The sequence below is a fragment of the Intestinicryptomonas porci genome, from assembly GCF_033971905.1.
Classification (GTDB): domain Bacteria; phylum Verrucomicrobiota; class Verrucomicrobiia; order Opitutales; family Intestinicryptomonadaceae; genus Intestinicryptomonas; species Intestinicryptomonas porci.
In genome coordinates this window covers 64,927-76,816 of record NZ_JALBUT010000003.1, presented here as the reverse complement: position 1 = coordinate 76,816, position 11,890 = coordinate 64,927, and the positions used below count along the sequence as shown (strand labels likewise).

The 11,890-nt window shown below is 46.0% G+C and carries 10 protein-coding genes; 8 read left to right on the top strand and 2 right to left on the bottom strand.

The window, feature by feature from the left end; translation table 11 throughout:
* Positions 1–174: 174 nt before the first annotated feature.
* On the top strand, positions 175–1,449 hold the full coding sequence (locus MOX91_RS03195) for a glucose-1-phosphate adenylyltransferase (protein WP_370396632.1): 1,275 nt from the start codon (positions 175–177) through the stop codon (positions 1,447–1,449).
* Positions 1,450–1,552: 103 nt separating this feature from the next.
* On the opposite strand, the gene fabG is transcribed toward MOX91_RS03195, so the two are convergent.
* Complete coding sequence (gene fabG, locus MOX91_RS03190) at positions 1,553–2,299, bottom strand: 3-oxoacyl-[acyl-carrier-protein] reductase (protein ID WP_370396631.1); 747 nt, start codon at positions 2,297–2,299, stop codon at positions 1,553–1,555.
* 402 nt (positions 2,300–2,701) lie between these two features.
* Between fabG and sucC the strand changes: the two genes are divergently transcribed.
* From sucC to MOX91_RS03160, 6 genes are all read left to right on the top strand, one after another.
* The gene (sucC, locus tag MOX91_RS03185; protein WP_370396630.1) at positions 2,702–3,889 is read left to right on the top strand and encodes an ADP-forming succinate--CoA ligase subunit beta; all 1,188 of its coding nucleotides are present in this window, start codon (positions 2,702–2,704) and stop codon (positions 3,887–3,889) included.
* 11 nt (positions 3,890–3,900) lie between these two features.
* Positions 3,901–4,806 carry a succinate--CoA ligase subunit alpha gene (sucD, locus tag MOX91_RS03180; RefSeq protein ID WP_370396629.1) on the top strand — a complete coding sequence of 302 codons (906 nt, stop codon included), beginning with the start codon at positions 3,901–3,903 and terminating at the stop codon, positions 4,804–4,806.
* Between the two features lie 197 nt (positions 4,807–5,003).
* Positions 5,004–6,113 (top strand): acyltransferase family protein, encoded by a 1,110-nt coding sequence (locus MOX91_RS03175; RefSeq protein ID WP_370396628.1) that lies wholly within the window; start codon positions 5,004–5,006, stop codon positions 6,111–6,113.
* Positions 6,114–6,204: 91 nt separating this feature from the next.
* Positions 6,205–6,453: a Sec-independent protein translocase subunit TatA/TatB gene (locus tag MOX91_RS03170; protein WP_370396627.1), complete on the top strand. Its 249-nt coding sequence runs from the start codon at positions 6,205–6,207 to the stop codon at positions 6,451–6,453.
* Positions 6,454–6,566: 113 nt separating this feature from the next.
* Complete coding sequence (locus MOX91_RS03165) at positions 6,567–7,517, top strand: alpha/beta hydrolase fold domain-containing protein (RefSeq protein WP_370396626.1); 951 nt, start codon at positions 6,567–6,569, stop codon at positions 7,515–7,517.
* 19 nt (positions 7,518–7,536) lie between these two features.
* Positions 7,537–8,505 (top strand): alpha/beta hydrolase fold domain-containing protein, encoded by a 969-nt coding sequence (locus MOX91_RS03160; RefSeq protein ID WP_370396625.1) that lies wholly within the window; start codon positions 7,537–7,539, stop codon positions 8,503–8,505.
* Between the two features lie 33 nt (positions 8,506–8,538).
* On the opposite strand, the gene MOX91_RS03155 is transcribed toward MOX91_RS03160, so the two are convergent.
* Complete coding sequence (locus MOX91_RS03155) at positions 8,539–9,849, bottom strand: RsmB/NOP family class I SAM-dependent RNA methyltransferase (RefSeq protein WP_370396624.1); 1,311 nt, start codon at positions 9,847–9,849, stop codon at positions 8,539–8,541.
* Between the two features lie 61 nt (positions 9,850–9,910).
* On the opposite strand from MOX91_RS03155, the gene MOX91_RS03150 reads away from it, so the two are divergent.
* Positions 9,911–11,872, top strand: a complete 1,962-nt coding sequence (locus MOX91_RS03150) for a GreA/GreB family elongation factor (RefSeq protein ID WP_370396623.1) — start codon at positions 9,911–9,913, stop codon at positions 11,870–11,872.
* Positions 11,873–11,890 lie beyond the last annotated feature (18 nt).

Below are 11,890 nucleotides of genomic sequence, written 5' to 3'. Positions count from 1 at the left end.
AATGTTGCTGTGAAAAAATATCATTTTTTGAAACGCCGTTTGCAAGCATCTTTTGACGATTTTGAGAACTTTTGCGGGTGAATTGTTCGGAATGTGTTTAGTTTCAATTATTTTTTATTTAAAAAAGTTTTTTTATTTGATTTCTTGAAAAATCGTTCTACTCTGAAATCCCGTATGAAAAACGTTATAAGCATCATTATGGGCGGCGGAAGAGGCACGCGCCTTTATCCGCTTACAAAGGCGCGCTGCAAGCCCGCTGTTTCGCTTGCGGGCAAGTACAGGCTTGTGGATATTCCCATAAGCAACTGCATAAATTCGGGCTGCAAGCGCATTTATCTGCTTACACAGTTTAACACGGCGTCCTTGCACAGGCACATTCAGCAGACATATAAATTCGACCCGTTCGGCGGCGGATTTGTAGATATTCTTGCGGCGGAGCAGACCGATGCAGGCGGAAACTGGTATCAGGGCACTGCCGACGCCGTCCGCAAAAACATGCACCATTTCTCGTCTGTCGATAGCGAATACTATTTAATTCTTTCGGGCGACCAGCTCTATCAAATGGACTTCAAAAAGCTTGTCGATGCCCACAAGGCAAGCGGCGCGGACGTGACAATCGCGGCAAAGCCGATGCCAACTTCCGTTGCGAGCGAGCTTGGCATAATGAGGGTTGACGGGAGCCTAAACATTACGGAATTTGTCGAAAAACCGAAAGACGAAAACGTTATAAAGTCCCTCATAATACCCGAAGACTTGAAGAAGAATTTAAAGGACAAGAGCAAGGACTATTGTCTGGCGTCGATGGGCATTTATGTGTTTTCCGCGAAAGTTTTGGAAGAAAAAATGCGCGGAACTGAAATCGACTTCGGCAAGGAAGTAATCCCGGGGCTTCTCGGGCAGAAGAAGCTTTGCGCGTATATTTTTGACGACTACTGGGAAGACATCGGCACAATCGACGCTTTCTTTGAAGCCAACTTGGCTCTCACTGACGACAATCCCGAATTCGATTTTTACAATCAGGAAAAGCCCATTTACACGCACACGCGCTATCTGCCAAGCTCGAAGATATACGACAGTTCCATGGACCATACCAATGTTGCCGAGGGCTGTGTCGTTAAAAAGGCAAAGCTGAAACGCTGCATGATTGGCGTGCGCTCCGTCATAAGGGAAAACACTTCGCTTGAAAACGTCGTGATGATGGGCGCGGACGCATTTGAAAGCGAAGAGGAAAAGCTTGCCGACGACAAGTGCGGAAAGCCGAGAATAGGCATCGGCAAGAATTGCAAAATCAAAAATGCAATCATAGACAAAAACGCAAGAATCGGCGACAATGTGGAGCTTTCGCCCGAAGGCAAGCCCGATAAGTGGGAAGAAGGCTCTTTGTATGTCAGAGACGGCGTGATTATCGTGATGAAAAACGGCGTTGTGCCTTCAAACACGAAAATATAACGTAAAAAATATCTCAAAAAAAAGGCTCTTGCAAATGCAGGAGCCTTTTTTTTGAGATTTTTGTAGAAATTTTGTGGATTTGCGGAAATTAAATTTTAATTTCTTAAATGCACATACCGCCGTTTACGGAAATTACCTGACCTGTAATGTAGCCGCCTTCTTCCGAGCAGAGATAGACGCACATTTTCGCAATGTCTTCGGGCTTTCCGAAACGCTTTAACGGTATGATTTCCTTTGCCTTTTCAACAACAGATTCGGGAAGCTTCTTTGTCATGTCGGTTTCGATAAATCCCGGGGCGATGGCGTTTGCTGTTATGTTTCGGGAGGCAAGCTCGCGGGCGAGCGTCTTTGTGTAGCCTATCAACCCCGCCTTTGCCGCCGCGTAATTTGCCTGACCTGCGTTGCCCATAATGCCTACTACCGAAGAGATGTTGACAATTCTGCCCCATCTTCCGCCCATCATTGCCTTTACGAAACTGCGCACTACATGGAATGCGGAAGACAAGTTTGTGTCGATTACGTCCTGCCATTCATCGTCGGACATTCTAAGCATCAGGTTGTCGCGCGTAATTCCCGCATTGTTTACGATGATGTCTATTTTGCCGTATTTCTTTAAAAGTTCGGCGGCGGCGTTTTTAATTTCTTCGGGCTTTGAAACGTCTATTGCGCATGCTTCGGCATTCAGCCCCATTGCGTTTATTTCGTCTGCAACCGCCCCGCAGGAGGAAATGTTTTTGCTTGCGCAAATTACCTTGCATCCCGCCTTTGCAAGTTCGACTGCAATTTCTCTTCCAATGCCGCGCCCCGCGCCGCTTACGAACGCCACTTTGTCATTAAATGTTAATTCCATAATGCCCAAAAAGTATTTTGAAAATTTTTCTCTTGGCAAGAATTTTATATTTTGGGATTTTTATATGTTTGAGGTGTAAAACTTTGGTTGCGGGGTAAAATGGCGTTGGTTTTTTCTGAAAAATTGCTACAAAATTGTAAGAAATTCAAAAAAAACCGAAAAAAATAAAAATTCCCTTGAAATTCGGGATAATAGGGGTACTTTTAAAGACAATATTTATAAAGTCGTCCAATGGGCGTTGCAATTTTGGGTTCTGCTTGCTCATTCGTTTGAGCATAGGGGGCTTTTTCTTGGAGTCGGAAATTCCGAACGTTTTTTGCAATATTTTTTTTGCAAAATTCAAGCGCGGTTGCAACCCATGTTCGGCTTTCTTTTTTTTAGAAAATTAAAAGCATCAATATAATGAATATTCACGAGTATCAGGCAAAGGAATTGTTTGCAAATTTTGGCGTGGCGGTTGCAAAAGGCGCCGCGGCAAAAGACGTTTCTGAATTTGAAGCGGCGGTTGCAAGCTTGAATGGTTCACATGTTGTGGTCAAAAGCCAAATCCATGCTGGCGGCCGCGGCAAGGGCGTTTTCAAAGACGGTTTCAAGGGCGGCGTACACTACGCAAAGCGCGAAGAAGCTGTTGAAATCGCAAAGAAAATGTTTGGCAACATTTTGGTTACCAAGCAGACGGGCGAAGCGGGCAAGGAAGTTAAGACAATCTACTTTACCGAAGGCTGCGACATCGCAAAGGAATACTACCTTTCAATCGTAATGGACAGAGCTTCCGGCAAGGACGTTGTAATTGCATCTTGCGAAGGCGGCATGGAAATCGAAAAGGTCGCCGAAGAAACTCCCGAAAAAATCAAGAAGGTGTTCATAAATCCCGAAACGGGCATCCAGCCCTACCAAGTCCGCGAACTCGCGTTCTTCTTGGGTTTTGGCGAAAAGGAATTGCAGAAGAAGTTTGCGGCTCTCATCAAGGGTCTCTATAAATTGTACGCTTCAAAAGACTGCTCTTTGGTCGAAGTAAATCCCTTGATTTTGACTCCGCAAAACGACATCATTGCTCTCGACGCAAAAGTTTCGTTTGACGACAACGCGCTCTTCCGCCATCCCGACATTTTGGAATACCGCGACCTTTCCGAAGAAAATCCGCTTGAAATCGAAGCCAAGAAATTCGAGTTAAACTACATCAAGCTCGACGGCAACATCGCCTGCATGGTTAACGGCGCAGGTCTTGCGATGGCAACGATGGACATCATCAAGTATTACGGCGGCGACCCCGCAAACTTCTTGGACGTCGGCGGCGGCGCGACGGAAGAAGCCATCACTGCGGCTTTCAAAATCCTTTTGAGCGACGAAAACACAAAGGGCATTTTAATCAACATCTTCGGCGGAATAATGCGTTGCGATGTCATCGCAGCGGGCGTGGTTGCCGCGGTCAAAAATGTTGGCGGCCTCAAAATCCCCCTCGTTGTCCGTTTGGAAGGCACGAATGTTGAACAGGGCAACAAAATTCTCGCTGAAAGCGGAATTGACATCACAACCGCTTCCGACTTGGACGATGCGGCTCAGAAAATCGTAAAAATCGTATCAAAATAAGGATTTGAAAGATGAGCGTACTAATTAACAAAGACACAAGAGTAGTAGTAAGCGGCTTGACGGGCAAGACAGGCACTTTCCATGCCGACCAGTGCATGCGCTACGGCACAAAAATCGTTGGCGGCGTCACTCCGGGCAAAGGCGGAATGATGTATTCGGGAAACGACAAAATTCAGTTTGAACGTCCCGTTCCCGTTTTCAACACGATTGCCGATTCTGTTTCAAAGGAAGGCGCAAACGCATGCGTGATTTTCGTTCCTCCTCCGTTTGCGGCAGACTCCATTTTGGAAGCCATCGACGCGGGCGTTGAAACCATCATCTGCATCACCGAAGGCATTCCCGTACGCGACATGGCGATTGTCCGCGCGCGTCTCAACGAAACAGGTTGCAAATCGCGCCTCATCGGGCCGAACTGCCCTGGCGTAATCACTCCCGGCGAATGCAAAATCGGCATTATGCCCGCAAAAATCCACCGTCCCGGCACGGTAGGCATCGTTTCAAAGTCGGGTACTTTGACTTACGAAGCGGCCTTCCAGGTTTCAAATTTGGGCTACGGTCAGTCAACAACAATCGGCATCGGCGGCGACCCGATTAACGGAACGTCAATGCTTGAAGCAGTGCAGATGTTCAATGCCGACCCGCAGACGGAAGCAATCATCATGATTGGCGAAATCGGCGGCAACAACGAACAGATTGCGGCGCAGTGGCTTAAAGAAAACTGCAAGAAGCCCGTTGCGGCGTTCATCGCAGGCACAACCGCTCCCAAGGGGCGCAGAATGGGGCACGCAGGCGCAATCGTTACGGGCAAGTCGGGTTCGGCTGCCGAAAAGATTGCAACGTTGAAGGCTTGCGGCATCGAAGTTGCGCCCACTCCCGCGCAGATTGGCAAGACGCTTCTCAAAGTTTGGGGCAAGTAATTCTTGAAACAGCTTTGCTTGACGGCATTCGATTGCGAATGCCGTTTTTTTGTCGCGAAAAAATGGGGGTTTAGGCTTGCAAACGGGAATATATTGATTTCTTTAATAAGTTTTAAATCCGATTGTCTTTAAATGTAAATTATATATGCCTGTTTGGAATCGGTGTTTTTTTTGTAAACTTTAAATTATTGATTTATATGAAGTTATACCCCACCCCACTGAACATTCGCGTTGAAGGCGTCAATTCTTTTAACGCGTTTGAAAATAATTTTGACTTGATAAGACTTTTTGCCGCAGTTCAAGTAATGGTTTTAAACCATTACAATTCTTATTTCCATTTCAAGTTTGATTTTGCATGGTGCTTTGAAGCGTTTTCGGGAGTTCCCATATTCTTGTTCATAACGGGCTTTTTCATTCCGATGTCTTTTGAGCATAATCCGAAAGTTTTTCAGTTTTTACGCAACAGATGTTTGAAAATTTTTCCCGAAATGTGGGCTTCGATATTTTTAAGCGTCATATTGATGCTTTTGTCGGGATATGAAATCAGGGCATCGGTTTCTTCTTTTGCGCTTTATGTTCTGTCGTATTTGATATATCCCCTTTACACTCCCGAATATTTGAGGGGATACGGGGCGGGAACTTTAAACGGGGTTTTGTGGATTATACCGGTGCAGTTGTGCTTTTATGCGGCAATCCCCGTTTTGTATAAGGTATTTGATTTTAAAAGGAGATCTTCGATTTGGCTTTTGCTCCTTTTTATATTTTCAATCGCTTTTAATTCTTTGGTTTATGAAGTATTTCATTCTTTCGGAATTTCGGAGAGCGGCGCGTTTGCAAAGGCTTACAAATGGTCGATATTCGTGCATTGCCCGATGCTGATTTTGGGAATGTTTTTCTTTAAGAACAGGGAGAGAATGTACAGGCTTTTAAGCGGAAAATTTCCCATTGTTTTAGCGGTTCATCTTTGCATTTTCTTTGCGCTTCACTGCCTGGGGCTCCCGAATTATCCATTGGGGCAGGAGAGCGGATATTTTAAGTACATCGTAATGGTGTCTCTTGCTTTTTGCGTTTTTTCGGCGGGATATTCAATGCCGAAACTCGGAAGGAAGCTTTTGGGCGGTTTCGATTTGTCTTACGCATTGTATGTGTACCATATGCCGATTGCAAATTTTGTGATTTATGTTTTTGGAAGCGGTTGGAAATATGGCGTTTTGTCGGCTTTTGCCGTCGTGGGTGTTTCGGTTTTGTCAAAAAAATATTTGGAAGATTATTTTGTTCGGCTTAAAAAGAATTCTTTGCGCAGTTGAAGAAGCGCGTTTGCGTCGGGCGCGGCTCAAAATTTTTACCGCGCTAAAAATATGTTGCATTGAAAAAAAAAATTGGTAGCGTCTGATTTATATGAAGGAAACATTTGCATTTTTAAACATCGGCAACACGGAGCTTATAATCATTTTGGTGATTATTCTCCTGCTCTTTGGCGCAAAAAAACTTCCGGAACTTGCAAGGGGATTGGGGAAATCCATGCAGGAATTCAAAAAGGCGACTCGCGAGGTTGAAGACAATTTCCGCGACGCGATGAATGACGAAGAAGTCAAAAAGCCCGCGCCGAAAGTCGAATCCAAAGAGGAAAAAGACGCCGAAAAGTAGTTCTCTTTTCGATTGGTTTTTGTTTATGCCTGCTGTTTGCAGGCATTTTTTTTGGGGGTGTCGTTGTGATTTTTGGTTTGAAATGCTCAATTTTGTTTGTTTAATAAAAATATATGAATATTTTTAAGGCGGCAATTTTTTTACTGTGTCTTTCTGCATTTGGTTATGCGGGGGAAAAGTTTGATTTCAAGCCATGCCCACAAGAGTTGTCGTGGCGTTTCGGCAGGGGGCAGATTTTTGAAAATCTAAACAGCAAAGTCGGCGTTGTTTACAAAGAGGCTGACAATGAAAAGCTTTGTTTTGACATTTCCTACCCGAAATCCGCCGCGCCCGAAAGCGGCTATCCGCTCTTGTTTTACATTCACGGCGGAGCGTGGGTAGGCGGGGAGAGGTTTTCCGGCTACGGATATTTCAATGACGAAATCAGATACTACAACCAAAAGGGCTTTGCGGTCGCGAGTGTTGACTACCGATTTGCGCGTTTTGAAAATCCCAAGCGCACGATGGATTGCTGTGTGGTTGACTGCATGGACGCATTGCGCTTCATCGTAAAAAACGCGAAACCATTGAATGTCAATCCCGAAAAAATAGGGGTTTACGGGCATTCTGCGGGCGGGCATCTCGCATTCATGCTTGCAATGGCGGATCAAAATTTGTTTTTGGGAGACGAGAGTTTGCAGGGCGTAAAATATAAGGTTTCCTGTGCCGTTCCGCAGTCGGGCCCCGTGCTTTTCGGTGATGAAAAGGGAAGCGAGTATGGGTTATATTTTGTCCTTTTCGGGAAACCTTATGACAGGGCGTTAATGAAAAAATTGTCGCCGATAAATTATGTAAAAAAAGACTTGCCCCCAATGCTTATTTTGCACGGGAAAAAGGACGAGCTTGTGCCAATCGAAGGCGCGGAGCTTATAAAAAGCAGGCTTGAAGCCGCGGGCGCGCCTGTCGAAGCCGTTTTTGCAGAAAATGCCCGCCATAGTTTTGAAGACGCGAAAGAGCCGAATAACGACAGGCTTGCCGACATTCGCAGGGCGTTTTTCGTGAAACATTTGGGTAAAAAAGACTAATTTTAAATCTTGAACGAATATGAAGAAAATATTTTTTGCGTTTTTGCTTTCCGCATTTTTTGGAACGGCGTTTGCCTTTGATTTTTCGGTGTCCGCCCCTAATAAAGTGCCCTTCGGGGCATCAGAGGAGTACGACATATACAGGAATTTGAACGTTAAGTTCGGCATTCCCTACAAGGTTGCCGACGAGCAGGTTTTGTGCTTTGACATCTGCTATCCGAAAACGGAAGCCCCCAAGAGCGGATTTCCTTTAATCGTGTATTTTCACGGCGGCGGCTGGTCGGGCGAGGAGCGTTTTTCAGGCTACGGATTTTTTTACGACGAAGTACGCCATTACAACGAGCGCGGCATCGCAGTGGCAACCGTAACTTACAGGTTTTCGCGCTGGGGAAAGCCGCGCAGGGATATGAGCGTGTGCGTTGTTGACGCGATGGACGCCTTGCGCTATATCACAAAATATGCAAAAAACCTTGAAATCAATCCGTCAAAAATAGGGGTTTACGGGCATTCTGCGGGCGGGCATATCACTTTTATGGTTGCGCTTGCCGACCAGTCGGTTTTTGAGGGCGACAAGAGCTTGAAGAATGTAAAATACAAAATTGCCTGCGCTGTTCCGCAGTCGGGTCCTACTTCGTTTGTTGACGACAGGGCGGACGCGGAAGGCTCTTTCATGAAGAACAAAAATCAAATGCGCCAGCCTCTTGCGGGGCGTTTTGACGATGTGGAACTTTTAAAGCGTTTAAGCCCCGCCGAGTACATAAAAAAAGACTGCCCGCCCATGCTCATTTTTCAGGGCGAAAAAGACACCATTGTCCCGCAAAATGCGGCATTGTTCATGATGCAAAGGGCGCGTGAAGTCGGGGCAACCCAAGTCGAATGCGTAATTTCGGAAGGGGCGCAGCACTCTTTTGAAAACGCCCGAAAGCCCGACAACCATGAGCTTGCCGACATACGCAGGGCGTTTTTCATAAGGCATTTAACAAAATAAAGCTTCAAATGCGCCGCATGTTCGGCGCATTTTTTATTGGCGTTTTATAAGGGCAATTCCCGCCCCGTCGCATGCGTCTGGAAGAATTGTTTGAAGATGGTCGATTTTAAAATCTTTAAGCCCTTCAAGTGCTTCTTTGGGGGCTTCCTCGTTTTCGGACTTATCTATCGAACAGGTTGAATAGACGAGCCTTCCGCCTTTTTTCAGCAGGGGAAGGGCATTTTTTAAGATTTTGATTTGAAGAGATTTGCAGTTTGAAATATCTTTCGGCTCAATTCTGTATCGGGCATCGGGGCGTCTTCGCAAAACGCCCGTGTTCGAGCACGGGGCGTCGAGAAGAATGGCGTCGAAAGAGGCGGGGAGGGACGATTTTTCAAGTATGTCTTTTAAATTTTCGTTTGCCAAATCGCATGCAATGCAGGCGGTTTTTAGAAAGTCGATTTTTGAGATGTTTTGCTTTAATTTTTCAAGGCGCGGAGAATTTAAATCGACGCTCACAATCAGGGTGTCTGCCAAAAATCCGTCGGGATTTTTCTGCCTTGCGAGGTCTGCAATCATTCGGCTTTTGCCCCCCGGCGCGGCGCAGAGGTCTAAAATCTTTTCCGATTTTTGCGGATTTAAAAGCGTCGGGGCGAATTTTGTGGCGGGGTCTTGAATGTAGGCGAAAGGGGTATCGAGAAAGCTTTTTATGTTTTGGAAGCATCCGCGCTTTGCCTTGTAAAAATTCTCAAATTCGCTTTCGCATAAAAATTCAGAGTATTTTTGAAGCTCTTTTTTTGCTTTCGGAGTGTTTTGCACTCTCAAAAAAACTTCGCTCGGCTCTTGATTTTTGCGCATTATTCGGACGGCTTTTTCAAAACCGAATTGCGCCTGCCAGCTTTTGGCAATCCAAAGCGGGTGGGAATATAGCAGTGCGAAGTCTTCAAGCGTTTTTGCGTTTGAGCAAATTTCGGAATATTTTTGCGAAAATTTGCGCAAAACCGCATTTGCGAGCTTCGACTCTCCCTGCGAGCAGATTTTTTTTGAAACTTCCACCCACGAGTGTACCGTTTGCGCGATTTTGTCTTCGCGGGCGGAAATAATTTCGGCGCATGCGCACTTCAAAACGGCGAAAAGCACGGGGCGCGGCGTTTTTTTCAAAAAAACCGCCAAAATGGTGTCAATTAAGAGCTTATTTCTTAAAACTGTTAAAAAGATAAATTGACAAACGCGCCTTTCTTCTCCGTATTTATAGAAAAAGGAATATTGAGAGTCGAGAAATTCGTCCGCTTTCAAGGGGCGTTTTTCATACTCCATTAGCAATTTTGCGGCGTTTGCAAGTTTAACTGTGTCCGTGTTCGGCATGGATTTAAAAATTAAGCGGCTGCATATATTGCACATCTTCCATTTAAAAACAAATAAAATTATGAATTCAGAAGCGATTATTAGAAAAAATCCGAAACTCGCAGCCAAGCGCGAGAAGATTGAAAAATTTGCAGTCGGCTCTTGCTGTATGCATCAAAGCTGGGGTCTGGGCGTTGTAAGCGGCATTGACGAGGAAAACAGCAGGGTTATTATTGATTTTGACGCCAAGCCGAACCATTCAATGGATCTCGCTTTTTGCATCGACAAGCTCGACATTCTGGATGAGGGCGACATTTTGGTCCAATACCAGAAAGACCCCGCTTCTGTTGAAAAGAGGATGAAGGATTCCCCCGCTGAGTTCATAGAGGATTTGCTTGCGAGAATGCCTGACCAAATGGCGACTCCCGTCGAAATCGAAAATATTTTGGTGCGCCTTTTCAAAGTCGAAAAAGAATTCCGTTCGTGGTGGAACAAGGTAAAGAAAATTTTGGTGCGCGACCCGAAAATAGAATGCCCCAAAAAGAAAAACGAACATTATGTGCTTCGCGAAGAGGGCGAAGAAATCAAGCCCGAACAAGAGCTTCTGAAAGAATATTTCTTAAACCGCGACTCCAAGAAAAAAATCCTGCTTGCCGAAAAACTCTTTAATATGGTTTCTTCGGGCTCCGACAAGGAGGAAATCGCAAAGAGCATAGAAGAAATTAAAAACGACCTTCCGAAAATCAAGGAAGAGCTTACTTCCGCAATCAAGACTGCGCGCTCTTTGAAGCAGGCGGACAAGCTGCACGGCATCTGGGTCAGAAACGACCTTGTGCGCTTCCTCTTCCCGGGCGAAGAAGACAAAGTTGAAGAAATTTCCCCGCGCAGCCGCGACATCATTTTTGCGACAATCGAAGAAGACCCGAAGAACGGCTTGAACGACTTGGCAAAGAATTTGCCGTCCGCTTATTACGACCGCTTTTTGGACTTGCTCACGCGCAATTTTGCCGACACTTGGCGCGACATCATAATCGAGCTTTTGAAAAATTCCGAAGGCAGGTTCACTAACGAATGCGTAAACTTCCTTGTCGATTGGAAGGGCATGTCAAAGTATGTAAAGGGCGAAGAAGGCAAGGTTGAAGAGGAAAACAGCGCGGACTGCAAGGTTTTGGTAAAAGAAAGCCTGCACCGCTGGCTCGACGAGCAGACTTTGCGCGGTCCCGTGATTTTGTGGATTGTCAAAAACCGCAATTCCCAGAAATTCTCCGGTATTTTGAAGGATTTGATTGGCCAGCGTTTGTTTACGGCTCTGCTTTCCGCTATTGACGACGAAGCTTTGCAAAGCGACACAAACCGTCGCATTCCGCTTGTCGAAGCTTTGAGCGACGACAAGGAGCTTGTGGCAGACCTTTTGAAGGGTGCGTCTGCGGAAACCGCTCGCGACTTGGCTCAAAGCCTCCTCTTAAACCAGGGCTTTGACGACCTTACTCAGAAGTCGATTTTGGCGCGCTTTATCAAGCTTTATCCCGAAGTCCAGACTTTGGTTGCGGGCAGGGGCGACACGAAAGTGGAGCGTTTGTATGTTTCAAAATCCTCTTTGGACAGCCGCCGCGCGGAATTGGAAGACATCGTCAAAAATCAAATTCCGGCAAGCAAGGCTGCAATCGAAGCCGCCCGCGAACTCGGCGACTTGCGCGAAAATTCCGAATACAAAATGGCGCGCGAACACGACGAAACTTTGTCTGCCCGCCGCGCCCAGTTGCAGCGCGACATCGCAAAGGCGGAAGTTGTGGACTTTACGCAGGCTCCCGTTGACGTTGTCGGCATCGGCTCTGTGGTAACGGTTGAAAAGGACGGTTCGGCAAAGCAAATCTGCTCTATTCGCGGCGCATGGGACAGCAATCCCGACAAGAACATTTACTCCTACAAAACTCCGTTTGCGCAGGCATTGCTCGACCACAAAGTCGGCGATGTTGTCGAAACTAACATTGAAGGGCATAAAACGTCCTGGAAGATTGTCAAAATCGAACGCCCGACGGAATAGTTTTTGTTTTTTAGGCTT

Excerpts from the sequence above, each read along its gene's own strand:
- MOX91_RS03175 (WP_370396628.1), top strand. The coding sequence starts at position 5,004 with ATGAAGTTATACCCCACCCCACTGAACATTCGCGTTGAAGGCGTCAAT.
- MOX91_RS03150 (WP_370396623.1), top strand. The coding sequence starts at position 9,911 with ATGAATTCAGAAGCGATTATTAGAAAAAATCCGAAACTCGCAGCCAAG.
- sucD (WP_370396629.1), top strand. The coding sequence starts at position 3,901 with ATGAGCGTACTAATTAACAAAGACACAAGAGTAGTAGTAAGCGGCTTG.
- fabG (WP_370396631.1), bottom strand. The coding sequence starts at position 2,299 with ATGGAATTAACATTTAATGACAAAGTGGCGTTCGTAAGCGGCGCGGGG.
- MOX91_RS03170 (WP_370396627.1), top strand. The coding sequence starts at position 6,205 with ATGAAGGAAACATTTGCATTTTTAAACATCGGCAACACGGAGCTTATA.
- MOX91_RS03165 (WP_370396626.1), top strand. The coding sequence starts at position 6,567 with ATGAATATTTTTAAGGCGGCAATTTTTTTACTGTGTCTTTCTGCATTT.
- MOX91_RS03160 (WP_370396625.1), top strand. The coding sequence starts at position 7,537 with ATGAAGAAAATATTTTTTGCGTTTTTGCTTTCCGCATTTTTTGGAACG.
- sucC (WP_370396630.1), top strand. The coding sequence starts at position 2,702 with ATGAATATTCACGAGTATCAGGCAAAGGAATTGTTTGCAAATTTTGGC.
- MOX91_RS03155 (WP_370396624.1), bottom strand. The coding sequence starts at position 9,849 with ATGCCGAACACGGACACAGTTAAACTTGCAAACGCCGCAAAATTGCTA.
- MOX91_RS03195 (WP_370396632.1), top strand. The coding sequence starts at position 175 with ATGAAAAACGTTATAAGCATCATTATGGGCGGCGGAAGAGGCACGCGC.